Annotated in this window: 23 protein-coding genes; 13 read left to right on the top strand and 10 right to left on the bottom strand. The window is 64.6% G+C overall.

The window, feature by feature from the left end; genetic code table 11:
• Window position 1 precedes the first annotated feature (1 nt).
• Window positions 2–325 carry a DMT family transporter gene (locus tag IQ16_RS33745; protein ID WP_018641705.1) on the top strand — a complete coding sequence of 108 codons (324 nt, stop codon included), beginning with the start codon at window positions 2–4 and terminating at the stop codon, window positions 323–325.
• Between the two features lie 102 nt (window positions 326–427).
• Here IQ16_RS33745 and IQ16_RS33740 read toward each other — a convergent pair whose 3' ends face one another.
• Window positions 428–1,075 (bottom strand): alpha/beta hydrolase, encoded by a 648-nt coding sequence (locus tag IQ16_RS33740; RefSeq protein ID WP_018641706.1) that lies wholly within the window; start codon window positions 1,073–1,075, stop codon window positions 428–430.
• 341 nt (window positions 1,076–1,416) lie between these two features.
• On the opposite strand from IQ16_RS33740, the gene IQ16_RS33735 reads away from it, so the two are divergent.
• The 8 genes from IQ16_RS33735 to IQ16_RS33700 all read left to right on the top strand — a co-directional run bounded on the left by IQ16_RS33735 (window position 1,417) and on the right by IQ16_RS33700 (window position 9,010).
• Entirely contained in the window at window positions 1,417–2,556 is a 1,140-nt protein-coding gene (locus IQ16_RS33735) for a cysteine desulfurase family protein (RefSeq protein ID WP_026311793.1), read from the top strand.
• A gap of 113 nt (window positions 2,557–2,669) precedes the next feature.
• A complete protein-coding gene (gene sufB / locus IQ16_RS33730) occupies window positions 2,670–4,166 on the top strand; it encodes a Fe-S cluster assembly protein SufB (protein WP_018641708.1) in 1,497 nt (498 codons plus the stop codon).
• Between the two features lie 61 nt (window positions 4,167–4,227).
• Window positions 4,228–4,980 carry a Fe-S cluster assembly ATPase SufC gene (gene sufC / locus IQ16_RS33725; RefSeq protein WP_018641709.1) on the top strand — a complete coding sequence of 251 codons (753 nt, stop codon included), beginning with the start codon at window positions 4,228–4,230 and terminating at the stop codon, window positions 4,978–4,980.
• Between the two features lie 11 nt (window positions 4,981–4,991).
• Window positions 4,992–6,314, top strand: a complete 1,323-nt coding sequence (gene sufD, locus IQ16_RS33720) for a Fe-S cluster assembly protein SufD (protein ID WP_018641710.1) — start codon at window positions 4,992–4,994, stop codon at window positions 6,312–6,314.
• Entirely contained in the window at window positions 6,311–7,558 is a 1,248-nt protein-coding gene (locus tag IQ16_RS33715) for a cysteine desulfurase (RefSeq protein WP_018641711.1), read from the top strand. Before sufD ends, IQ16_RS33715 begins: the two co-directional genes overlap by 4 nt.
• Window positions 7,555–7,926, top strand: a complete 372-nt coding sequence (locus IQ16_RS33710; protein WP_018641712.1) for an SUF system Fe-S cluster assembly protein — start codon at window positions 7,555–7,557, stop codon at window positions 7,924–7,926. The genes IQ16_RS33715 and IQ16_RS33710 overlap by 4 nt, the downstream gene beginning before the upstream one ends.
• A 49-nt stretch (window positions 7,927–7,975) precedes the next feature.
• Window positions 7,976–8,374, top strand: coding sequence for a HesB/IscA family protein (locus IQ16_RS33705; RefSeq protein ID WP_026311794.1), 399 nt, complete (start codon window positions 7,976–7,978; stop codon window positions 8,372–8,374).
• 201 nt (window positions 8,375–8,575) lie between these two features.
• Entirely contained in the window at window positions 8,576–9,010 is a 435-nt protein-coding gene (locus tag IQ16_RS33700) for a TfoX/Sxy family protein (protein ID WP_026311795.1), read from the top strand.
• A gap of 136 nt (window positions 9,011–9,146) precedes the next feature.
• Here IQ16_RS33700 and IQ16_RS33695 read toward each other — a convergent pair whose 3' ends face one another.
• From IQ16_RS33695 to IQ16_RS33685, 3 genes are all read right to left on the bottom strand, one after another.
• Window positions 9,147–10,214 (bottom strand): GGDEF domain-containing protein, encoded by a 1,068-nt coding sequence (locus IQ16_RS33695; RefSeq protein WP_018641714.1) that lies wholly within the window; start codon window positions 10,212–10,214, stop codon window positions 9,147–9,149.
• 163 nt (window positions 10,215–10,377) lie between these two features.
• A complete protein-coding gene (locus IQ16_RS33690; protein ID WP_018641715.1) occupies window positions 10,378–11,895 on the bottom strand; it encodes a DEAD/DEAH box helicase in 1,518 nt (505 codons plus the stop codon).
• 300 nt (window positions 11,896–12,195) lie between these two features.
• Window positions 12,196–13,182, bottom strand: coding sequence for a helix-turn-helix transcriptional regulator (locus tag IQ16_RS33685; protein ID WP_018641716.1), 987 nt, complete (start codon window positions 13,180–13,182; stop codon window positions 12,196–12,198).
• A 188-nt stretch (window positions 13,183–13,370) separates the two neighbouring features.
• Here IQ16_RS33685 and IQ16_RS33680 point away from each other — a divergent pair, with 188 nt between their 5' ends.
• Window positions 13,371–14,885 (top strand): caspase family protein, encoded by a 1,515-nt coding sequence (locus IQ16_RS33680; protein ID WP_145831988.1) that lies wholly within the window; start codon window positions 13,371–13,373, stop codon window positions 14,883–14,885.
• Window positions 14,886–14,916: 31 nt separating this feature from the next.
• On the opposite strand, the gene IQ16_RS33675 is transcribed toward IQ16_RS33680, so the two are convergent.
• Entirely contained in the window at window positions 14,917–15,201 is a 285-nt protein-coding gene (locus IQ16_RS33675) for a hypothetical protein (RefSeq protein WP_018641718.1), read from the bottom strand.
• A gap of 107 nt (window positions 15,202–15,308) precedes the next feature.
• Between IQ16_RS33675 and IQ16_RS33670 the strand changes: the two genes are divergently transcribed.
• Together IQ16_RS33670 and IQ16_RS33665 are read left to right on the top strand one after the other, a co-directional pair.
• Window positions 15,309–16,556: an FAD-dependent oxidoreductase gene (locus IQ16_RS33670; RefSeq protein WP_026311797.1), complete on the top strand. Its 1,248-nt coding sequence runs from the start codon at window positions 15,309–15,311 to the stop codon at window positions 16,554–16,556.
• A 180-nt stretch (window positions 16,557–16,736) separates the two neighbouring features.
• A complete protein-coding gene (locus IQ16_RS33665; RefSeq protein WP_018641720.1) occupies window positions 16,737–17,507 on the top strand; it encodes an outer membrane protein in 771 nt (256 codons plus the stop codon).
• Between the two features lie 102 nt (window positions 17,508–17,609).
• Here IQ16_RS33665 and IQ16_RS33660 read toward each other — a convergent pair whose 3' ends face one another.
• From IQ16_RS33660 to parE, 4 genes are all read right to left on the bottom strand, one after another.
• Window positions 17,610–18,380 carry an SDR family NAD(P)-dependent oxidoreductase gene (locus IQ16_RS33660; RefSeq protein WP_018641721.1) on the bottom strand — a complete coding sequence of 257 codons (771 nt, stop codon included), beginning with the start codon at window positions 18,378–18,380 and terminating at the stop codon, window positions 17,610–17,612.
• A gap of 20 nt (window positions 18,381–18,400) precedes the next feature.
• Window positions 18,401–18,586, bottom strand: coding sequence for a hypothetical protein (locus IQ16_RS33655; RefSeq protein WP_018641722.1), 186 nt, complete (start codon window positions 18,584–18,586; stop codon window positions 18,401–18,403).
• A gap of 216 nt (window positions 18,587–18,802) precedes the next feature.
• Window positions 18,803–19,585 carry an outer membrane protein gene (locus IQ16_RS33650; RefSeq protein WP_018641723.1) on the bottom strand — a complete coding sequence of 261 codons (783 nt, stop codon included), beginning with the start codon at window positions 19,583–19,585 and terminating at the stop codon, window positions 18,803–18,805.
• A 402-nt stretch (window positions 19,586–19,987) separates the two neighbouring features.
• Window positions 19,988–22,033: a DNA topoisomerase IV subunit B gene (gene parE / locus IQ16_RS33645; protein ID WP_018641724.1), complete on the bottom strand. Its 2,046-nt coding sequence runs from the start codon at window positions 22,031–22,033 to the stop codon at window positions 19,988–19,990.
• Between the two features lie 274 nt (window positions 22,034–22,307).
• Between parE and IQ16_RS33640 the strand changes: the two genes are divergently transcribed.
• Complete coding sequence (locus IQ16_RS33640) at window positions 22,308–22,838, top strand: DedA family protein (protein ID WP_018641725.1); 531 nt, start codon at window positions 22,308–22,310, stop codon at window positions 22,836–22,838.
• 37 nt (window positions 22,839–22,875) lie between these two features.
• Here the strand turns inward: IQ16_RS33640 and IQ16_RS33635 are convergent, their stop codons facing one another.
• Window positions 22,876–23,877: an MBL fold metallo-hydrolase gene (locus IQ16_RS33635; protein WP_018641726.1), complete on the bottom strand. Its 1,002-nt coding sequence runs from the start codon at window positions 23,875–23,877 to the stop codon at window positions 22,876–22,878.
• Window positions 23,878–24,069 lie beyond the last annotated feature (192 nt).

The following is a 24,069-nucleotide window of genomic DNA, read 5'->3' as shown; positions in this document are numbered from 1 at the left end:
GATGTCGTCCTCTGTGGCCTGGCTGATGCTGGTGGTCGCCGGCGCGCTCGATGTCGGCTGGGCGATCTCGATGAAATACGCGGAAGGCTACACGCGCGTGGGCTGGACCATCGTCTCGCTGGCGCTGCTCGTCGCCTTCGTCTTCCTGCTCGGGCGGGCGCTGAAGGTGCTCGAGGTCGGCGTCGCCTATTCGGTGTGGACCGGCATTGGCGCTGCCGGCACTTTCGTCATGGGCGTCGTGCTGTTCGGCGAGAGTTTGAGCGCGCTGAAGCTTGCGGGCATCGCGCTCGTCTTGATGGGGATCGTCGCGCTGAAGCTGGCTTGAGCGCGTAGCCCGGATGGAGCGAAGCGCAATCCGGGGGCACGCCACAAGCGACAGGGGTCCCGGATTTCGCTTCGCTCCATCCGGGCTACAAAGCTGCGGACGTTACCGCACGTTCGCCAGGCGCATGTCGAGATACGCCGTGATGGTTTCCATCAGCGGCTCGAGCTTGGCGTCGAAGAAGTGGTTGGCGCCGGGGATGATCTGCTGGTCGATCACGATGCCCTTCTGCGTCTTCAGCTTCTCGACCAGCGTGTTGACGTCCTTGGGCGGCACCACCGCGTCCTTCTCACCATGCACGATCAGGCCCGAGGAGGGACAGGGTGCGAGGAAGGAGAAGTCATAGAGATTGGCCGGCGGCGCGATCGAGATGAAGCCTTCGACCTCGGGGCGGCGCATCAGGAGCTGCATGCCGATCCAGGCGCCGAAGGAGAAGCCGGCGACCCAGCAGGCGCGCGCTTCGGGATTGATGGTCTGCGCCCAGTCGAGCGCCGCCGCCGCATCGGACAATTCGCCGGTGCCGTGGTCGAACGAGCCCTGGCTGCGGCCGACGCCGCGGAAATTGAAGCGCAGCACCGAGAAGCCGCGATGTGCGAAGGCATAGTAGCACTGGTACACGATCTGATGGTTCATCGTGCCGTGAAACTGCGGATGCGGATGCAGGATCATCGCGATCGGCGCGTTCTTCTGCTTGGCCGGGTGATAGCGGCCTTCGAGGCGGCCAGCGGGGCCGGCGAAAATGACTTCAGGCATCGATGATCTCTTGATTGATGTGCTGGAACGAGGATCCTCGGCAATCAACCGATTGTGGCTTCATCGGCGGATGCCGACGAAAGCGCGAATGAAGGGAGAGAAGGCGTGCGCCTCGCGGTGATGCGCAAACGGCGCACGGTGACTTGACGGCCGCGTTCTAGCATGGGCGCAGGGGCAAAAAGCAAGCATCTTGAACATCGGCCAATAGGCTCAAGGCGTTAGCGTGTCATGGGCGCGTCACCGGGACAGGCGGGTCCGGAATCAGGTTGCCAAGGGCGCGGCCGCGGCCCATGTCGGGCGGGAGGGCGAGCCTCTGTGAATACAAGGTAATATATTACTCTATGCCGACCCGTGTGTATCTCGACTGGAACGCGACGACGCCGCTTCGCCCCGAGGCGCGCGCCGCGATGCTCGCGGCCTGGGAGCTGATCGGCAATCCCTCCTCGGTCCATGCCGAGGGACGCGAGGCGCGGCGTCTGGTCGAGGACGCCCGTGCCACGCTCGCCGCTGCAGTCGGTGGGTTGCCGCGCAATGTCGTCTTCACCTCCGCTGGGACCGAGGCCAACGCGCTGGCGCTGTCGCCCGGACTGCGGGGACCGGCTGGCGGTCCCGTGGAGCGGCTGCTGGTCTCGGCAGTGGAGCACGCCTCGGTGCTGTCAGGCGGCCGGTTCCCGGCGGACAAGATCGGCCATATCGGGGTGACACGGGCCGGCGTGGTCGATCTCGACTATCTGAAGACGCAGCTGATGGACGGTCCGCCTGCGCTGGTCTCGATCATGGCGGCCAACAATGAGACCGGCGCGCTCCAGCCGGTCGTGGAGGCGGCGCAGATCGTTCATGAGGCCGGCGGCCTGCTGCACGTCGATGCGATCCAGGCGCTTGGCAAAATGCCTTTTAATATTAACGCGATAGGCGCGGACCTTGCGACCTTTTCTGCGCACAAGATCGGCGGTCCCAAGGGCGTCGGCGCGCTGGTCGTGGCGGAGGGGATTGCCGGGCTTGAGCCCGTACTCCGGGGCGGCGGGCAGGAGCTGAACCGGCGGGCCGGGACTGAAAATGTCGCGGGAATCGCCAGCTTCGGCGCTGCCGTGAAGGCCGCGCTTCAGGCTCTGCCGGAGGATACGGAGCGCATGGCAACCCTCAGAGATCGCTTGGAAAATGGCATCCGGGCGATCGCCGGCGCGACCGTCTTCTCGAAGGACGTGGCGAGGTTACCCAATACCACTTTGTTCACAGCGCGCGGCCTCAAGGCGGAGACTGCCGTGATCGGCTTTGACCTCGAAGGGGTCGCAGTGTCCTCCGGTTCAGCGTGTTCTTCCGGTAAGGTCCAGCCGTCGCATGTGCTGTCGGCCATGGGGTACGACCCCGCGGTGGCGCAGGGAGCAGTGCGCCTCAGTCTGGGCTGGTCCACGGAACCTGAGGACATCAATAGGACGTTAGAGGCTTGGCGAAAGCTCGGTAATACCCTACTTAGAGGCTAAGCGACGAAACACGGCTCGAACGGTTCTAAGCCCGTGCTTTCTGCCAAAAAACATCGTAATACTCGTCCGAGTTTGATCCACCGCGGTCCTTGAAACCGCGAGCGGAGGATGGAATGCCAGCCGTACAAGAGACGGTCGAGCGCGTGAAGCGCATCGACGTCGACCAATATCGTTATGGGTTTGAGACCCTGATCGACTCCGAGAAGGCCCCCAAGGGGCTGTCGGAAGAGATCGTAAAATTCATCTCACAGAAGAAGAACGAACCCGCCTGGATGCTCCAGTGGCGGCTCGAGGCGTATCGGCGTTGGCTGACCATGACCGAGCCGACCTGGGCCCGCGTCGACTATCCCAAGATCGACTTCCAGGATCTCTATTACTACGCGGCGCCGAAGCCGAAGAAGTCGGTCTCCTCGCTCGACGAGATCGATCCCGAGATTCTGAAGACCTACGAGAAGCTCGGCATCCCCTTGCGGGAAGTCGCCATGCTCGAAGGCGTCGAGCCGAAGCCGGGCGAGGAAGATCCGGCGCGCCGCAAGATCGCGGTCGATGCCGTGTTCGATTCGGTCTCGGTTGCGACCACGTTCAAGGCCGAGCTGAAGAAGGCCGGCGTGATCTTCATGCCGATCTCTGAGGCGATTCGCGAGCACCCTGAGCTCGTGCAGAAGTACCTCGGCTCGGTGGTTCCGACCTCGGACAATTTCTATGCGACGCTGAACTCGGCGGTGTTCTCCGACGGCTCGTTCGTCTACGTGCCGCCGGGCGTGCGCTGCCCGATGGAGCTGTCGACCTATTTCCGCATCAACGAGCGCAACACCGGCCAGTTCGAGCGCACGCTGATCATCGCGGACAAGGGCTCCTACGTCTCCTATCTCGAAGGCTGCACCGCGCCGCAGCGCGACGAGAACCAGCTGCACGCCGCCGTGGTCGAGCTCGTTGCGCTCGACGATGCCGAGATCAAATATTCGACGGTGCAGAACTGGTATCCCGGCAATTCGGAAGGCAAGGGCGGCATTTACAATTTCGTCACCAAGCGTGGCGATTGCCGCGGCGCCAACTCCAAGATCTCCTGGACCCAGGTCGAGACCGGTTCGGCGATCACCTGGAAGTATCCGAGCTGCATCCTGCGCGGCGACAACTCGCGTGGCGAGTTCTATTCGATCGCGATCTCGAACGGCTTCCAGCAGGTCGATAGCGGCACCAAGATGATCCATCTCGGCAAGAACACGTCGAGCCGCATCATCTCCAAGGGCATCGCCGCCGGAAAGTCGCAGAACACCTATCGCGGCCTCGTGACCGCGCACCGAAAAGCGACCGGCGCGCGCAACTTCACCGCCTGCGACTCGCTGCTGATCGGCGACAAATGCGGCGCGCACACCGTGCCGTATATCGAGGCCAAGAACTCCTCGGCGACGTTCGAGCACGAAGCGACAACCTCGAAGATCTCCGAAGACGTGCTGTTCTACTGCATCCAGCGCGGCCTTTCGCAGGAAGAGGCTGTCGGCCTTGTCGTCAACGGCTTCGTCAAGGACGTGCTGCAGCAGCTGCCGATGGAATTCGCGGTCGAAGCGCAGAAGCTGATCTCGATCTCGCTCGAAGGGTCGGTCGGCTGATCGCTGACCCCGGCGGCGCGCTCCGGCGCTCCAACATCAATTGAATAGACTGGATACCAAGATGGCTTTGCTTGAAGTGAAAGACCTCAAGGTTCGTGTCGAGGAGCGTGAGATCCTCCACGGGCTGACGCTGACCGTGAACGAGGGCGAGGTGCACGCGATCATGGGGCCGAACGGCTCCGGCAAATCGACGCTCTCGCACGTCATCGCCGGCAAGCCCGGCTACGAGGTCACCGACGGCCAGATCCTGTTCAAGGGCGAGGACCTCCTGGAGATGGATCCGGACGAGCGCGCCGCCAAGGGCGTGTTCCTGGCGTTCCAGTATCCGGTCGAGATTCCCGGCGTCGCCACCATGACGTTCCTGCGCACCGCGCTGAACGCGCAGCGCAAAGCGCGCGGCGAGAGCGAATATTCGACGCCGGATTTCCTGAAGAAGGTCCGCGAGGTCTCGAAGTCGCTGAACATCCCGCAGGACATGCTCAAGCGCGGCGTCAATGTCGGCTTCTCCGGCGGCGAGAAGAAGCGCAACGAGGTGCTGCAGATGGCGCTGTTCGAGCCCAGCCTGTGCATCCTCGACGAGATGGATTCCGGCCTCGACATCGACGCGCTGCGCATTGCGGCCGACGGCGTCAACGCGTTGCGCTCGCCGGGGCGTGCGATGGTCGTCATCACCCACTATCAGCGGCTGCTGAACTACATCGTGCCCGATTTCGTGCACGTGATGTCGAAGGGCCGCGTCGTGAAGAGCGGCGGCAAGGATCTGGCGCTGGAGCTGGAAGCGTCCGGCTACGCCCAGTTCGAGGATGCCGCGTAAGGAATTTTGCGATGAACGTTGCTGTGGCAAAGACCGGGAACGGCCGCGCGGTGAGCGATCTCTTCGCCAGCGCCGAAGGCCGCCTGCCGGGTTCGCCGTCCGTGATCGCGGTGCGCCGCGAGGCGTTCGAGACCTATGAGCGTCTCGGCCTGCCGCATCGCCGGATCGAGGAATGGAAATACACCGATCTGCGCGCGCTGGTCGGCGAGGTGCTGCCGCTGGCAGCCAACCCCGATGCCGTCGCGCTGAAGCGCGCCGCGGAGGCGGTCAAGGCGCATGCGATCGCGGGCGCCCGCAAGCTGGTGCTGGTCGACGGCGTGTTCGCGGCCGATCTGTCGGACCTGAAGGCGCTTGCCGCCGAGGTCAGCGTCAAGACGCTGCGCGAGGTTCTCACGAACGAGGCCAATCCCGCCGCCGGCGATCTCCTCCAGACTGCATCGACCGATGCGGTCATCTCGCTCAATGCGGCCATGGCGACGGACGGCGTCGTGGTCTCGGTGGCTGACGGCACCCATTTGTCCGCGCCGATCCAGGTCATTCATGTTGCGACCGCGGCTGGTGCGTCCGCGTTCACCCGCTCGCATCTGCGGATTGGCACAGGCGTGCGCGCCACTGTCGTAGAGAGCTTCGTCGCAGCCGGAAAGGCCGGCGGCTATCAGGTCAACGATGCGGTGATCCTCTGGGTCGGCGACGACGCCGACATCGCGCATATCCGCCTGATGGACGATGCGCCCGATGCGGTGAACGTCACCTCTCAGTTCGTGACTGTCGGCGCGAACACAAAGCTCAATTTCTTCAACATGACGACCGGCGCGGCGGTCAGCCGCCTGCAGGGCTTCATTACATTCTCGGGCGAGGGCAGTGAGCTCTCGGCCAATGGCGTGAACCTGCTGCAGAAGACCGAGCATGGCGACACCACGCTGGTGGTCGACCATGCCGTGCCGAACTGCGTCAGCCGCGAGGTCTTCCGCGCCGTGATCGACGATCGCGCCCATTCGGTGTTCCAGGGCCGCATCATCGTCCGTCCCGACGCGCAGAAGACCGACGGCAAGATGATGACCCGCGCGCTGCTGCTCTCGGACGAGGCCGAGGCCGACAACAAGCCCGAGCTGGAAATCTTTGCCGACGACGTCTCCTGCGGCCACGGTGCCACCGCCGGCGCGCTGGACGACAGCCTCTTGTTCTATCTGAAGGCGCGCGGCCTGCCGGAAAAGCAGGCCCAGGCGCTGCTGATCCAGGCCTTCGTCGGTGAAGCCATCGAGCAGATCGCCGATGACGGTTTGCGCGAGCACGTGATCGGCATTGCCGAGCGCTGGCTGGAGCGGCGGTCATGAGCACGCATCCGGCAGTCAAGAACGGCGCCTATGACGTCGCGCGCGTGCGCCAGGACTTTCCGGCGCTCGCGATGCAAGTCTACGGCAAGAAGCTGGTCTATCTCGACAACGCCGCCTCTGCGCAGAAGCCGCAGTCTGTGCTCGACCGCATGACGCAGGCCTATACGAGCGAATACGCCAACGTGCATCGCGGCCTGCATTACCTCGCCAATGCCGCAACGGAAGCCTATGAGGGCGGCCGCGCCAAGGTCGCGCAGTTCATCAATGCTGCGCGCACCGAGGAAGTGATTTTTACCCGCAACGCGACTGAGGCGATCAATCTGGTCGCCTCGTCCTGGGGCGGTCCGAACATCGGTGACGGCGACGAGATCGTCATCTCGATCATGGAGCACCATTCCAACATCGTGCCGTGGCACTTCCTCAGGGAACGCCAGGGCGCTGTGATCAAATGGGCGCCGGTCGACGACGAGGGCAATTTCCTCATCGACGAGTTCGAGAAGCTGCTGACATCGAAGACCAAGCTGGTCGCGATCACGCAGATGTCGAACGCGCTCGGCACCATCGTGCCGGTCAAGGACGTCGTGAAGATCGCCCATGCCCGCGGCATTCCCGTGCTGGTCGACGGCAGCCAGGGCGCGGTGCATATTCCGGTCGACGTCCAGGACCTCGGCTGCGACTTCTACGTCTTCACCGGCCACAAGGTCTACGGTCCGACCGGCATCGGTGTGCTCTGGGCCAAGTACGATCAGCTCGTCGCAATGCGTCCCTTCAATGGTGGCGGCGAGATGATCCGCGAAGTGTCGCGCGAGGTCGTCACCTATGGCGATCCCCCGCACAAGTTCGAGGCCGGCACGCCTGCGATCGTCGAGGCCGTCGGCCTCGGCGCGGCCATCGACTACGTCAATTCGATCGGCAAGGAGCGCATCGCCGCGCACGAGCACGACCTCGTCACCTACGCCCAGGATCGCTTGCGCGAGATCAACTCGCTGCGTCTGATCGGCACGGCGCGCGGCAAGGGCCCGGTGATCTCGTTCGAGCTCAAGGGTGCCCACGCCCACGACGTCGCGACCGTGATCGACCGCCAGGGCATCGCGGTGCGCGCCGGCACCCATTGCGTCATGCCGCTTTTAGAGCGGTTCAACGTCACGGCCACATGCCGGGCCTCGTTCGGCATGTATAATACGCGGGAAGAAGTCGATCATCTGGCACAGGCGCTGCTGAAGGCGCGGGATTTGTTCGCATGAGTGACACGGCCGAAATCAAAGCCAATCCGATGGAGACCCATTCGGCTCTGCCGCCGGAGGAGACCGAGCGGCTGACCCGCGAGATCATTGCCGGGCTCAAGACCGTGTTCGACCCGGAAATCCCCGCCGACATCTACGAGCTTGGCCTGATCTACAAGGTCGAGATCAAGGACGACCGCTCCGTCGACGTGCAGATGACGCTGACGACGCCGAACTGTCCGGCCGCCGGCGAGCTGCCGACCATGGTCGAGAACGCAGTCGCCAGCGTCCCCGGTGTCGGCGTGGTCGACGTCAAGGTCGTCTGGGAGCCGCCGTGGTCGCCCGAGCGCATGAGCGACGAGGCCCGCCTCGTGCTCAACATGTGGTGACGGTCTCAACGCGCATTGAATTCGTTCTGCAACGGACCACATAAGTAACATGACACAGGCAACACCAGCATCCTCACCAAAACCCCGGCGGCCGCGCCCGCAGGTGATGCGGCTGACGGATGCCGCGGCCCAGCGCATCACCGAGCTGACCCAGCGCGCCGATTCCGAGATCGTCGGCCTGCGCGTCGGCGTGAAGAACGGCGGCTGCGCCGGCCAGTCCTACACGGTCGAATACGCCCACGAGATCCGCCCGACCGACGAGGTCGTCGAGGACAAGGGCGTCAAGATCCTGGTCGATCCCAAGGCCGTGCTGTTCCTGCTCGGCACCGAGATGGACTACAAGGCCGACAAGATGCAGGCCCAGTTCGTCTTCAACAACCCCAACCAGGTCTCCGCCTGCGGCTGCGGCGAGTCGGTCGAGCTGCGGCCGGCCAAGATCGACGGGTAAGCCCGGCTCTCGCGTTTTACCCAGCCGTCGTCCTGGCCTAGTGCGCAATTGCGCACGGGAGCCAGGACCCATACCGCGTGATCTCTCGATGACGGGCGGTGTTAGTACCACGCTTTCTTGGCCGCCAGTCTTCGCTAAACTCCTCCCTGTGGTTATGGGTCCCCGCGTTCGCGGGGACGACGCTGGGGAGAGAGTTGGGCCATGGACCGCGAATTCCTGATCGACCTGTTCGCCGATTTCGGCCCCGTCACCATCCGAAAGATGTTCTCCGGCTACGGCATCTCCGCCGACGGCACCAACTTTGCCCTGTCGCTGCGCGCCGGCCTGTTCTTGCGCGCCGACGAGGTGACCATTCCGGACTTTGAAGCCGAAGGCTCGAAGCCGTTCCAGTATTCGACCCGTGCCAAGACCGTGGTGGTCAACTCCTACTGGGAGCTGCCCGCGCGCCTGTTCGACGATTCCGCAGAGCTGGCGCAATGGGCGAGGGCGGCGCTCGCCGCCGCCCAGCGCGCCAAGGTGAAGAAGCGGCCGAAGGGGAAGAAGGCGGCGAGCAAGCCTGCGAAAAAGGCGGCGCCGAAGAAGGCTGCAGCCAAGAAGCGTTCGCCCAAGAAAGCAGCCAAGAGAACGGTGCGGTAGGGTGGGCGAAGCGACCCGTCCGCCGTAGCTCGCAGAGCGAAGGCGGAAGCGTGCCCACCATTCCTTGCGCCGGCCCTGCTGGTGGGCACGGCGCTGCGCGCCTTTGCTGCCCACCCTACGGCAGTTGCTTATAGCCTCACGCCACCCGGCTGTGGCTCTCGATCGCGAATTCCGGATCGGCTTCGCAGATCACGCGGTTGCGGCCGTTGCGCTTGGCGGCGTAGAGGCAGGCGTCCGCACGCTCGATCAGCGCGTCGGTGTCGTCGCCCTGCTTGAGCATGGAGACCCCGACGGAGATGGTGACGCGGCCGAGAATCTCGCCGGTCGATTTCTTCTTCAATTCCTTCGCCATCACCGCGCGGCGGATGTGATCGGCGACGGTGAGGGCCTGGCGCAGCGCGGTGTTGGGCAGCACCACCGCGAACTCCTCGCCGCCGTAACGGGCGGTGATGTCCTGGCCCTTGATGGTCTGCTTCAGCGACAGGCCGACGAGCCGCAGCACCTGGTCGCCGGTGAGATGGCCGTAGGAATCGTTGAACGACTTGAAGTGATCGATGTCGAACAGCAGCAGCGAGAGCGGTTCGCCCGAGGCGAGCGCACTCTGTACCGCCGTGCCGATCATGCGGTCGAAATATTTGCGGTTGCCGAGGCCTGTGAGCGGGTCGGTCAGACTTTCGGCGCGAATCGCCTCGAGGCTCTGCTGGAGATTGCTGATCTCGTTCTTCGACAGCGTCAGCCGGTCTTCGAGCGCCTTGTTGGTCTCGCGCATCTCGCTGGTCGAACGTATCAGCGTCTCGACGATCGCCTTGACCTGCTCGCGGCTCTTGGCCGACGACAGCTTCTCGGATGCGCCCGACAGGCTGGCATCGTAGGAGCCGGTCATCCCGAGCGCATCGCTGAGCACCCGCATCACGTCGTCGATCTCGCCGATGACGCGCGCGCCGACCTTGTCGATGCGATCGGTGGTCTTGATGTGGGAGAGGTAGGTTTCGTAGATCTGCTCGAGATCGGCTTCGGTCAGCTTGCCGTGACGCGCCAGCGTCTCGTTGACGATCTTGTTGAGCGGCGCGTTGTAGCCGGTGGCGTAGACGTACCAGATCTCATAGTTGCGGGGGATTGCGGTCTGGCGAAGCGAGCGGATCTGGCCGAGTGCCACTTCGGCGAACGCCATCGTGCGTTCGTGTTCGTCGAGAACCTTGACCACGGAACATACCCCACAGCGGTCGGTGCGCCATCGACCGCAGCAATGCTTAAATTATGTTCGTAGGCTAACGGACGATTGTGAACGCCCCGTAAATATACGTTCACGAATGCGTCTGAAAAATTGTGCGGAAGTCTGTCTCAACCAGCCGGAAGCGCGTCGCGCTTCAGGCGCCGGCGGGGGAGCGAACGGGCCGCAACAGGAACGCCGGCAGGTGCGAATGATCGCCCGGCTCGGTGTCGACCTCGCGTTGGCGGCGCGGCTCGGGACGGCCGATCGACGGCACATGCGAATTGTTGGCCTGCGCCCGCGCACCATGACGCGGCTCGGATGATGGCCTGGCTTCGCGCGGAGGCCTTGCCTCGCGTGCAGGCCTCGCCTCGGCGGCGGGCCGTGCTTCGGCTGAGTGCCTTGCCTCGCCACGCGCCTCGCGCGGCTCGTGGCTGCGCTCACGATCGCGGCCGCCGCGTTGCGGCTTGCCGCGTCCGCCGCGCGAACGCTCGCGGCCACGCTGTTCGCGCGGACGCTCGGCCGCATCGCCGGCTTCTGCGTGCACTTCGTAATCGCCTTCGGCGCGCGGAATGCTCTGGCCGATCAGCTTCTCGATCGCCACCATCGACTTCTGGTCGAGCGGCGTCACGATCGAGATCGCGGTGCCGGTGCGGCCGGCGCGGCCGGTACGGCCGATGCGGTGGACATAGTCGTCGGCGTGATGGGGGACGTCGAAATTGAAGACGTGGCTGACCTCGGGAATGTCGAGGCCGCGGGCGGCGACGTCGGAGGCGACGAGGAGCGGCAGCTCGCCCTTGCGGAACTGGTCGAGCGCGGCCATGCGGGCCGGCTGGTCCATGTCGCCATGCAGCGCGCCGACGCTGAAGCCATGCTTCTGGAGCGATTTGTGAACGATCGCGACCTCGCGCTTGCGATTGCAGAAGATGATCGCGTTCTTGAGATCCTTGGCCTCGCGCAGCAGGCGGCGAAGCAATTCGCGCTTCTCATGCGCTTCGCGTCCGGCGGGCACCTGGGCCTGGGTCACGGTCACGGCGGTGGTGGCGGGGCGGGAGACTTCGACCTTCTGCGGATTGTGCAGGAAGGCTTCGGTGATGCGCCGGATTTCCGGCGGCATGGTCGCGGTGAAGAACAGGGTCTGCCGGGTGAAGGGGACGAGCTTGCAGATGCGCTCGATGTCGGGGATGAAGCCCATGTCCAGCATGCGGTCGGCTTCGTCGATGACGAGCAGCTCGACGCCGGTGAGCAGGAGACCGCCGCGCTCGGTGTGGTCGAGCAGGCGGCCCGGGGTTGCGATCAGCACGTCGACGCCGCGCATCAGCTTGGCATCCTGGTCGCCGAAGGAGACGCCGCCGATCAGGAGGGCGACGTTGAGCTTCTGGCCGGCGCCGTAGCGGTCGAAGTTTTCCTTCACCTGCGCCGCGAGCTCGCGGGTCGGCTCCAGGATCAGCGTGCGGGGCATCCGCGCCCGGGCGCGGCCCTTCTCGAGGATGGTGAGCATCGGCAGCACGAAGGCCGCGGTCTTGCCGGTGCCGGTCTGGGCGATGCCGAGCACGTCCTTGCGCGCGAGGACGTGGGGGATCGCCTGTTCCTGAATGGGGGTGGGGTTGGTGTAACCGGTGGCCGCCACTGCGGCGAGGACTTTTTCGGACAGTCCGAGATCTGAAAAGGACATTGAGCCTCTGGTCGAAACCGCCGTTCGGAATCGAGGGTAATAAGGCTGGTCGCGTTCCACCCCGAAACGGCGCGCTCTCAAAGAAGCTGGGGGTGCTGACTCACGCGAACAAAGCGCAAGGCCCAGGAATCGCTCTTCGATCTGAGCCGCGTCGCCCCGGAACATAGGCGGGAATTGGCCAAAGTCAATGGAGCAGGCGCGGGAAGGCCCTAAAAACCCTGAGGTTTTTGCCCAAATCGCGGGCGCGGCTGAGGTTTTCCGCCTTAACCATGGGCCTGGGGCGGTTGCCGCAGAGACCGGCTAATGCCCTTCGGAACCCTGGGCCCGGAAGTCGCCAGGGGCCATGCCGTAGGCGGCGTTGAAGACCCGGTAATAGGTCGCAAGGCTCTCGAAGCCGCAGGACGTCGCGATGTCGGCGATCAGCCGGTCCGGCGCCTCGCGCATCAGGCGGCGGCTCTGCTGGAGGCGCTCGTCGGTCACGGTCTGCGAAAAGCTCCTCTCGGCGGCCTCGAACAGCATATGCAGGTGCCGGACGGACACACCGAGCAGATCGGCGACCATGACCGGAGCGAGGTTCGGGTCTTGCAGGTGGCGCGCGATCAGCCGGCGTGCCTGCGACAGGCGGGCTGTCCGCAGGGCAGCCTGTCCGAGCCGGCTACCCGGCCGCACGATGCCGCGCTCGATCAGTGCCAGATGCGCCAGAGCCTGCACCAGGGAGGCCTGAGCTGAGGAGGAGGCCTGGGCGCCGTTGGCCCCGTCGTCAGCTGCGGCAACCTCATCGAGATCGGCAAAGCAGGCCCCCAGCAGGGGCGCCAAGCCGGGATCGTTGAACATGCGGGGCGACAGCTCGCGCATCCGCTTGTCCTGCGCCGGGATGTTCCTCACGGGGATCTTCAGGATCCGCAGATGGAAGCCGCCGTCCCCGAGCGGGACGGTGCGATAGGGCAGGTCGGTATGGCTGGTCGCGAAGCTGCCATTGGCGATCGAAAAATCGCTGCCGCGCATGCCGCCGAACCAGCCGCCGCTGCCGAGCTGCTGGTAGACGCAGATGCTGTCGCTGGGCGCGTAGGCGATGTCGGTGGTGCTGCGCTCCACCTTGTAGTGCGAGGCCTTCAGCTCGACGAGGCCGGCGCCGCCGAGCTGGCGCAGCGAGAATTCGCCGTAGAAGTCCGCACGTCGCTCGCGCTCCAGTTCGGCGGTGACGCCGAACAGGCCCTTGGACCGGACTTCGCGCCAATAGTCGAAGCGGTCATGCGGCTCGACCTCGTCGGTACACCAGCGATACACGGCAGTCCCTCGCGTCCGGTGCGATTGCCCAGGAAAATTAAGAAAGAGCAGATTCCGATGGAATCTGCCATAGGCCAGACGGGGGAACCGAAGACCCGGCTGTTGAACCCTCGCTGCGGCTGGGCCGACTATCACATCAACGGCAGGGGTTCCGACCAGCGAGGCCGTTCACTAACGGGATGTTTGCGATGACGCGTCGGCTTTTCAGAATTCTGGCGGCCCTCGGCCTCGTGGCCAGCCTCTGCGGCATCGCGCTGCCAGCTCACGCCGCGAAGCGCGTCGCGCTCGTCGTCGGCAACAACGATTACAAGAACGTGCCGAAGCTGCTCAAGGCGGTCAACGACGCCCGCACCATGGGCGACACGCTGAAGCAGCTCGGCTTCTCCGTGATGGTCGCCGAGAACCAGAGCCGGCAGCAATTCTCCGAGACGCTGCTGGCCTTCGACCGGACCGTCGAGCCCGGCGACACCGCGTTCTTCTTCTACGCCGGCCACGGTTTCGAGATCGCGGGCCAGAACTATCTGCTACCGACCGACGTGCCGGCGGCGACGGAAGGACAGGAAGAGCTGGTGCGCGACGCCTCGATCCTGGCCGACCGTATCGTCGAGCGTCTCCAGAACAAGAAGGCACGGACCTCGATCCTGGTGTTCGACGCCTGCCGCAACAATCCGTTCGAACGATCAGGCACGCGCGCGGTTGCCGGCGGCGGCGGGCTCGCGCCGATGACGCAGCTGCCCGAAGGCGTGTTCTCGGTGTTCTCGGCAGGGCCCCGGCAGACCGCGCTCGATCGCCTGTCCAACGACGACGCCAATCCCAATTCGGTGTTCACGCGCACTTTCGCCAAGCAGCTGCTCGAACCTGGCGAGAACCTCGTGCAGGTGGCACAGCGCACCCGCCGTCTCGTCAGCGAGATGGCCGACACCGTCAGGCACAAGCAGGTGCCGGTCTATTTCGACCAGATGGTCGATGACGTTTTCCTGAGCGGCATCGCCAAGGACGCGGCCGCCGCCCGCCCGGCCGACCCGCCGCCGCAGAAAGTGGCGGCGCTGCCGCCGGTGTCAGTGCCGCGCGTGAAGGAGGAAACCACCAACGCGCCGATCGCGAGCTTCTCGCGCCACAATGGCGGCTGGAGCGTGGTGTTCTCCTTCGCCGATCCGACGCTCGGTATTTCCTGGCGCATGGCCGGCAACGGCGATTTCCGCGAGACCGGCTTCATCGACACGCTCGATCCGCGCACGCGCAAGCGGATGCCGAACCCGTCGATCGAGCTGCCGCCGGACGCTGTGGCGGGCACCATCGAGGTCCGCTATGTCGATCAGGCCGGCGACATGCAGGGGCCGTTCCCGATCAGGTTCGATCCCGAGGCCGCGCTGATCCGCGACCAGCGCAAGATCCTCGACATGACCGCGACGAGCTGGCTGTCATTCCGCGAGTTCAACGGGCTATTGGTCTATTACACGCATCTCGTCTCGTATCGCTGCGCGATCCGCGAAGTGCGCATCGGCATCGACACCGCCGTGCCCAACCAGGTGCTGAAGATGCCGAATTGCGACATGCGCGATCCCAGCGCGATCAGCGCCGGCATGCCGCTCTACATGAAGCTCGCCCCGGCCACGCAGTTCGTCTCGGTGGAGCTGACCTATCGCGACGGCAGCGTCTCGGAGATCAAGAGTTTTCGGGCCGCGAACCGCAGCAACAATTGAGCGATCCGGTGGGAGTGGCGAGGCGCGTCCGCTACGTGCGCCGCTTGCGCAGGAAGCGCTTGATCGACTCAATGGCCTCCATCAAGGGAGGCGTCAGCGAGAAGAACGCGCCCATGGCGATCGAGATGACGACGTGGCGCAGCAGGAGCTTCTCCGGCTCCTCGAACGGATAGCCGTTCTGGTTGATGGGCACCGTCGCAAGCGTGCCGGTCGGGCCCGGGTCGGGGGTCCGCGGCTTGCGTGGTGGGATCATGATCACGACGAAAAGTACGTTGATCAGGATCCAGACGCCGAGCAGTATGAGGATCGTCTGCACTGCAATTCCCTGAAGGCAAATCGAATTTTGCAGAAACGCTAACGGGCATTCGCAATCGCGGCAAATTAAACTTGCTTGCTGCACCGCACAGAAAACTTAAGTCGTAAATGAGGGCGGCCTTGAACCCGAGTTCCTCCGTAAGAGTCCGGTGTTGTGTCGTCGGCGGCGGGCCGGCCGGCATGATGCTCGGCTATCTGCTCGGGCGTGCCGGTATCGACGTCGTGGTGCTGGAGAAGCACGCGGACTTCTTCCGCGACTTTCGCGGCGACACCGTGCATCCCTCGACGCTTCAGGTCATGGACGAGCTCGGCCTGATCGACGGCTTCCTGAAGCTGCCGCATCAACGCTTGCAGAAGATGGATGGATTGTTCGGGGGCACGCCGGTGCGGATCGCCGATCTCGGCCGGCTGCATACCAAATACCCGTTCATCGCCTTCATGCCGCAATGGGACTTCCTGAATTTCCTGCGCGAAGAGGGCCGGCGCTTCGCCTCGCTCAAGGTGATGATGAACACCGAAGCCGTCGACCTGATCCGCCGCGGCGACGCCATCGCCGGCGTGCGGGCAAGGACGCCGGACGGCATCATCGACATCGAGGCCGATCTCACCGTCGCCTGCGACGGCCGGCATTCGACGGTGCGCGAGCGCGCCGGCCTCGCGGTCGAGGAGATCGGCGCGCCGATGGACGTGCTGTGGTTCCGCGCCGGCCGCAAGGCCGACGAGACCGAGAACCTGTTTGCGCGCATCGAGCCCGGCAAGATGATGATCACCTTCGATCGCGGCGACTATTGGCAATGCGCCTATGTCATCGCCAAGGGGCAGCACGATGCGGTGAAGGCGAGGGGATTGCAGGCGCTGCTCGACGACGTCGTGCGCATGGCGCCGATCCTCAGGTCCGGCATTGCCGAGGTGAAGAGCTTTGACGACGTCAAGCTGCTCACCGTCGCGATCAACCGCCTCAAGCGCTGGACGCAGCCGGGCCTGCTTCTCATCGGCGATGCCGCGCATGCGATGTCGCCGGTCGGCGGCGTCGGCGTCAATCTCGCCGTGCAGGACGCGGTCGCGACCGCCAATCTGCTCGCGGACAAGCTCCAGCGCGGCTGCCCGACCGAGGATGAGCTCGACGCCGTGCGCCGCCGGCGCGAGTTTCCGGTGAGGATGACGCAACGCATGCAGATGGTCGTGCAGAACAACATCATCAGCGGCGCCTTGCAGGGCGGCGAGCGTCCGCTGAAGGTGCCGCTGATCGTGCGCCTCATCACCGCGCTGCCGTGGCTGCAGGGCATTCCGGCGCGGTTGATCGGGCTCGGCGTGCGGCCCGAGCACGTGCAGTCGAAGGCCGCGCCGGCATCCTAAGCGCTGCAATTCGGTAGGGATAATGTCGCGTTAAATCGCGCGTGATGCGTTGCGTGCGTGCAACAGCGCGCGCGGATTCACGAGCCGCAATTTGCCAATCCGGCGTCTTAACTTTCTTGATTCAAATTTGAGTAAGAGTTGCGTGTGAGCGTGCGCCCATCAAAGGACACGGGGTATACCATGCGTAACAAGTTGATTGCCGCCTTCGCCTGCACGAGCGCTCTGGTTTCGACCGGCGCTGCGTCCGCCGCCGATCTCGGTGCGCGCTACACGAAGGCGCCCGCCTATGTCGAGCCGCTGTTCAACTGGACCGGTTTCTATGTCGGCGGCCACATCGGTGGCGCATGGACCAACGAGCAGTTCATCAACAACGGAATCGGTGCGCCGTTCGGCGATCTCGTTCCGGGGCAGGGCTTTCGCCAGCGTGGCGCGGGCATCATGGGCGGCGTCCAGATCGGCTACAACTGGCAGGCCAACAACTACGTGTTCGGCATGGAGGGCACCATCTCCGGCCTCGACAACAAGGGCTCGTTCACGAACACGGTGTTCGGCGCGGGTGACGACGTGTTCTCCTGGCGCGCCAACGTGCTCGCCACCGTGGTCGGCCGCGCCGGCTTCGCCGTGCAGAACAATCTCTTCTACATCAAGGGCGGCTACGCCGGCGTGAACAACCGCCTCAGCGTCAGCGACACCGTTCCGAACCCGTCCACGGGTTCGGGCGGTCAGACCCACTGGGCCAATGGCTGGACCATCGGCGCCGGCTGGGAATACGGCGTGACCCGCAACTGGATCGTCGGCCTCGAATACAACTACGCGGCCTTCGGCAGCCAGACCTATCAGCTCGGCGGCACCTCCGGTAACTACACCTTCGACGCCAAGCCGCGCGATATCCAGTGGGCCGTCGTTCGCGCGAGCTACAAGTTCGACGCACCGGTCATCGGGCGCTACTGAGCAACGAACGACCAATCAGCAAAAGAAGACGATCTCTGCCAAATTCAAAGCCCCGGCATTGCCGGGGCTTCTTTTTTGCGTGCAGCTTTCGTGCGGAAAGCCTCAGGCCATCACCGAGAATCCGCCATCGACGGGGATCGCGGTGCCCGTGACGAAGTTGGACGCGGGCGAGGCGAGGAACACCGCGATGCCGGCGAAATCGTCGATGTCGCCCCAGCGCCCCGCAGGCGTGCGTGCCAAAACCCGCTCGTGCAATCCCGCCACCTGCTGCCGCGCGCCGCGGGTGAGGTCGGTGTCGATCCAGCCAGGCAGGATGGCGTTGACCTGGATGTTGTCGGGTGCCCAGGCATTGGCGCAGGCGCGCGTGTACTGCACGATGCCGCCCTTGCTCGCCGCATAGGCGGTCGCAAAGCTCGCGCCGAAGATCGACATCATCGAGCCGATGTTGATCACCTTGCCGTTGCCGGACGCCTTCAGCGCCGGATAGGCCAGCTTCGAGCACACGAAGGCGCTGGTGAGGTTGGTGTCGATCACCTTGTTCCACTCGTCGAGCTCGAGCTCGTGCGGCGGCTTGCGGATGCTCATGCCGGCGTTGTTGATGAGGATGTCGATGCGGCCGAATTCCTTGAGGACGCGGTCGATCATGGCGGCGACTGCCGCCTTGTCGGTGACGTCGGTGGCGACGGCCATCGCCTTCACGCCACGCTGCCTGAGATCGGCAACGGCCGCGGCCGACTTGGCTTCGTTGCGTCCGACCACGGCGATATCGGCGCCGGCATCGGCAAGTCCGTGCGCCAGGCCAAGCCCGATGCCGCCATTGCCTCCTGTGACGACCGCGACCTTGCCGCGAAGATCGAACCGGTTGGATGTCATGTTGTATTCCCTGGTTTCTTCTATTGGTTGCTCTGCCAGATCAGCACCAGTCCGAAGCCGGCCATGGCTGCGCCATAGCCGGCCCATTGCAGCTGGTTGACCATGAAGCTCGATCGCGGCCAGGGAACGGTGCCTGTGCCCTGTCCGATCCAGAGCAGGCCGACGGCAGTCGCAAACAGGCCTGCTACAAGCAGAAATCTGCGCATGCATTCCTCCCTCGGTCTGCTTCTGTCGCGATCCACGGCGTCAACGATTGCCGCGGTCACGAAAACTTAGGCCAGACTAGCCGTAGCTTCGGTTCGGATACAATGGGCCGCGGCTGCAAGGCTGCGAGGAGGACGCATGTCCGCGCGCAAGGTGATCCCCACAACGAAAAAGCCCCGGACGATGCCGGGGCTTTGACGTCTGAATGTGAGATCAGATCAGTACTTGGCGACGACCGGACCGGTCCAGTTGAAGCGGTAGACCAGCGAGGTCGAGATCGTCTGGTTCCAGCTGTTGGCACGGATGCTGTTGGCGAGCGGCACGTTGCCGACGTCGGACAGCTCGGTCTGGGTCTTGGCGTTGTAGAAGGCCGAACGATACTCGGTCTTCATGAACCAGCCGGGCGAGGTGATGCCGAAGAAGTTCAGGCTGTTCTCGACGCCGCCGCCGATGAACCAGCCGTTGCGGTTGTAGCTGCCGAGGTGAGCACCGGCCGGCACGCCAGCCAGGGTCAGGAAGTTGGTCTGGCCGAAGTGAGCGCCGGAGTAACCGCCGTTGACGTAGGAGAGAACGTTCGGAGCGACCAGCCAGCCGAGGCGAACACCAGCGGCCCAGGAGTCTTCCAGCTTCTGGTTGCCGGTCCAGCCATTGATCGGATCCTGAACCGTGGCGCGGATGCTGCCGAACTGACCGTCAGCAAACACGCCGGCGACCCAGGTGCCGCTGAACTGCCAGTCGTAGCCGAGGCCGACGGTGCCGAACCAGCCCGAGCCACCCTGACGCTGGGTGATGGTCAGCGGAACCGCGCCGACGGTGCTCTGGACGCTCTGGTCGGCGTTCGAAAGACCGCCGCCGCCACCGCCGAAGATGTAGAAGCCGGTCCAGTTGGCGACGGGAGCAGCCACCGGAGCCTTGACGTAGGGACGGGCCGCGAGGTCGGCCGCCGAGGCCGAACCGGTCATCGCCGCAACCGCGGTCAGAGCCAGCAAAATCTTCTTCATGATAAAATCCCCAACCTTGGTAGCAGGCGCGAGCGCACTGAAGTCCGTGTCATCTGATGTCCGGACTATAGACGTTTCCCGCCGAAAAGCTGTTGCGTGGCAGGCACAGTCGCCGGAAAACGCCGGTCGGGAGGGTTTTGAGGTGATGATGCTGGGTGTCGAGAAATCCGCATAATATCAGCATGTTACGAAGATATCCGAGTTGCGGATCCGGGTAAGTTTTCGTTAGGAAATTCGGCTTTGTCTGAAATGGAGGCAGTCCTGCCTCAGTCTTGGGGCCGCTGAGTCGCTGGCCGAGTCGCGCTTCGGCAGGAATCGCTGGGACGAGCGATATCGTCCCCACATGAAAAAGCCCCCGGACCTGACGGAGCCGGGGGCTTTGTTGGACTGGAGCGCGTGACGTCAGACGTCGAGCAGCTCCTCGCTGGCAAATTCGGCCTTGTCCGAGATGAAGGCGAAGCGCGCTTCGGCCTTGGTGCCCATCAGCCGCTCCACCGAATCCGCCGTCGTGTCGCGGTCGTCGGCGAGCAGGACCACCTTGAGCAGCGTCCGCTTGCTCGGATCCATGGTGGTTTCCTTGAGCTGCGCCGGCATCATCTCGCCGAGGCCTTTGAAGCGGTTCACCTCGACCTTGGCGTTGGCGTTGAACGCGCTCTTGAGCAGCGCCTCCTTGTGCGCGTCGTCGCGGGCGTAGACCGATTTGGAGCCGTGGGTCAGCTTGTAGAGCGGCGGCACCGCGAGGAAGAGGTGGCCTTCGTCGATCAGCCGCGGCATCTGCCGGTAGAAGAAGGTGATCAGCAGCGAAGCGATGTGGGCGCCGTCGACGTCGGCGTCGGTCATGATGATGATGCGCTGATAGCGCAGATCCTCTTCGCGGTAATGCGCGAGCTGACCGCAGCCGATCGCCTGCACGAGGTCGGATAGCTGCGCGTTCGCGGTCAGCTTGTCCTTGCCGGCGGAGGCGACGTTGAGAATCTTGCCGCGCAGCGGCAGCACCGCCTGGTTCTTGCGGTCGCGCGCCTGCTTGGCGCTGCCGCCTGCCGAGTCGCCCTCGACGATGAAGAGCTCGGAGCCTTCGGTGCCGGCATCGGTGCAGTCGGCGAGCTTGCCGGGCAGGCGCAACTTCTTTCCGGCGGTCTTGCGCGCCGTCTCTTTCTCCTGGCGGCGGCGCAGGCGATCCTCGGCGCGGTCGATCACGAAGTCGAGCAGGCGGTTGGCCATGTTCGGATTGCCCGACAGCCAATGGTCGAACGGATCCTTCATCGCCTGCTCGACGATGCGCTGCGCTTCGGCGGTGGCGAGGCGATCCTTGGTCTGACCCTGGAATTCGGGCTCGCGCACGAACACCGAGAGCATCACGGCCGCGCCGACCATCACGTCTTCGGAGGTGACGGAGGCGGCGCGCTTGCCCTGGCCGACGCGCTCGGCGTGATCCTTCAGGCCGCGCAAAAGGGCGCTGCGCAGGCCGGATTCGTGCGTGCCGCCATCAGGCGTCGGCACGGTGTTGGTGTAGGAGGACAGGAAGCCGTCGGCATCCGCGGTCCACGCCACGGCCCATTCGCAGGCGCCATGCGCGCCGTTGCGGCCCGACTTGCCCGAGAAGATGTCCGGGTGCACCAGCGTGTCGGCGTGGATCGCCGCGGCGAGATAATCCTTGAGGCCGCCGGGGAAGTGGAACGTGGCCTCCGCCGGCACGTCCTCGACGCCCTTGAGCAGCTCGGGCGCGCAGTTCCAGCGGATCTCGACGCCGCCGAACAGATAGGCTTTCGAGCGGGTCATCTTGAACAGGCGCTGCGGCTTGAACGCGGCCTTGGCGCCGAAGATGTCGGTGTCGGGCTTGAAGCGCACGCGCGTGCCGCGGCGGTTGTTGACCTTGCCGAGGTCTTCGAGCTTGCCCTTGGGATGGCCGCGCTCAAAGCTCATGCGATAGAGCTTCTGGCTGCGTGCGACCTCGACTTCGAGGCGCGAGGAGAGGGCGTTGACGACGGAGATGCCGACGCCGTGCAGACCGCCCGAGGTCTCATAGACCTTGCTGTCGAACTTGCCGCCCGAATGCAGCGTGCACATGATGACTTCGAGCGCCGACTTCTTCGGGAATTTCGGGTGCGGATCGATCGGGATGCCGCGGCCGTTGTCGGTGACGGTCAGGAACCCGTCTGCGCTCAGCTCGACTCCGATGAAGGTCGCGTGTCCCGCCAGCGCCTCGTCCATCGAGTTGTCGATGACTTCGGCGAACAGGTGATGCAGCGCCTTCTCGTCGGTTCCGCCGATATACATGCCGGGCCGACGCCGCACCGGTTCGAGGCCTTCGAGCACCTCGATGTCGGCCGCGGTGTAGTCGGCTTCACCGCCGCTTCCGCGCGGCGCCGCCTTCGCGGCGGTGCGGGGCTTGGGCTCATCGCCGCCGAAAAAGTCGTCTTTTGCTTTTGGCTTCAACTGCTTGGACATATATCTTGATGTGCTTAGGGGGCCGCGTGGGCGGCGAATCGGTTAAGCGGACTATGCCACTTCTGGCTTCGAAAGGTTACCGCCAGGCCGGTCAAGCGGCGTGGATTGGGAGCCAATCCCGGCGATTTTACGCCGCCTTACCATTAGTTCCCGGCAATTTGACGTCCCGGGCCGGTTTTGACGGGCTTTTGTGACTTGATGTCACACAAGTCCTTGGCTTACCAGTCGTTTTCATCGAGCAGCACCTTGAGCGAGCGGGAAGGCTATTTTCGGAATGGAGCAGTTTGCGCACGCCCTGGCCGATTTCGTGCGCGCTCACCAGGCCTGGGCGGCTCCGATCGTCTTCCTGCTGGCCTTCGGGGAGTCGCTCGCCTTCATCTCGCTGTTGGTTCCGGCCTGGGGCGCGCTGGTGGCGATCGGTGCGCTGATCGGGGTGAGCGGCATCAACTTCTATCCGGTCTGGATCGCCGGCGGCCTTGGGGCGGCGCTGGGCGACTGGGTCTCCTACTGGTTCGGCTACCGCTACAAGGAGCACGTCGCCGAGATGTGGCCGCTCTCGCGCTATCCGGAACTCCTGCCGAGGGGCGAGGCCTTCGTGCGCAGCTGGGGCATACCCAGCATCTTCATCGGCCGCTTCTTCGGCCCGCTGCGGGCCTCGGTGCCGCTCGCAGCCGGTATCTTCGAGATGCCCTATTGGAGCTTCCAGATCGCCAATTTCGTCTCGGCCCTGATCTGGTCGGCCGCACTGCTGCTGTTCGGCGACGTGATCGCCAAGATCATGGAATGGATCTGGCGCCTGATCTGACCGGGCTGGACCGCCCGGTCAGGGCATCAGGCGGAGCCTACAGCGAGGCGTTCCAGATCGAGGGGATCCAGCGATAGCCGGAGCCGTCCTTTTCCTTTTCAACGCGGACGAGGCCGGGGAAGGCGGCGTGGAAGGCCTGGATCGGCATCTTCTCGGCGATCGCCATGTCGTAAAGCTTGCGCCGCGTCTCCTGGGCGAGCGGCTTGTCGACATCAGAGGCGATGTTCCATTCGGGATGCTTGACGAACAGGAACGCTGCGCCTGCAGTGATATCGACCTGCACCAGCACCTTCTCGGCGCCGGAGGCGACGATGAAGGAATTGTGGCCCGGCGTGTGGCCGGGGCTCGCCACCGAGGTGATGCCGGGCGCGACCTCCTTGCCAGCCTCGTATTGCGTGACCTTGCGACCGAGCGCGTCGAACACGCGGCGGATGTTCTTGAAGTTGTTCTCGAGGATCGGATTGCCCATCCCCTTGCTCATCTCGCCGTCGTCCATCCAGAACTTCCATTCCACCGCCGGCACCATGATCTCAGCATTGGGGAAGGCGGGCTTGTTCTCGGCTGCCAGCAGTCCGTTGATGTGGTCGCCATGGAAGTGGGAGATGATGACGGTGTCGACCGCCGCGCGGTCGATGCTGGCGGCTGCAAGGTTGTTGTGGAACTGGCCGACCTTGCCCTTGGTCTGCGTGAACTGGTCGGGCCCGAGACCGGTGTCGATGACGACGAGCTTCGGTCCGGTGTTGACGACCACGGGGTTGAATGTATGGGTGACCTTGTCGGTCGGCAGGTGATGTTCGGCGAAGACCTTGTTGATGTCGTCCTTGCTGGCGCCGGCCGCGTAATTGTCGGTCAGATTGACGGTGGCAACGCCGTCGCAGACCACCGTGACCTGGTGGCTACCGACATTGTAGCGATAAAAGCTCGCATTCTGAGCGGTCGCCGCGGGCGCGGCGGCGCTCGCGGGCGAGGTCTTCACGAAAGGCAGCAGCGCCGAGGCGGCGGCGCCGGCCAGCGTTGCGCGACGGGTGATCTCGGTCATGGCGATGTCCTGAGGCTGGGTTGCTCTGACGGCGCGGACCGGCGGGATTGCCGCCGTCCTTCTTCCGGAACCCCTTTCGCCAAAGGAAATTCCGCTGCAGCCGGATGACATCCTGCCGTCCCGACCTGCGGCATCCTGCCGTCAGCCCGGACCGATTTGGGCTTGACCCTGGAACCCGCGGGCCTTATAGCC

The sequence above is a fragment of the Bradyrhizobium huanghuaihaiense genome, from assembly GCF_007830635.1.
Taxonomy (GTDB): Bacteria; Pseudomonadota; Alphaproteobacteria; order Rhizobiales; family Xanthobacteraceae; genus Bradyrhizobium; species Bradyrhizobium huanghuaihaiense.
Note: the sequence above shows the minus strand (reverse complement) of the source record. Positions and strands in the feature narration are given on the sequence as shown.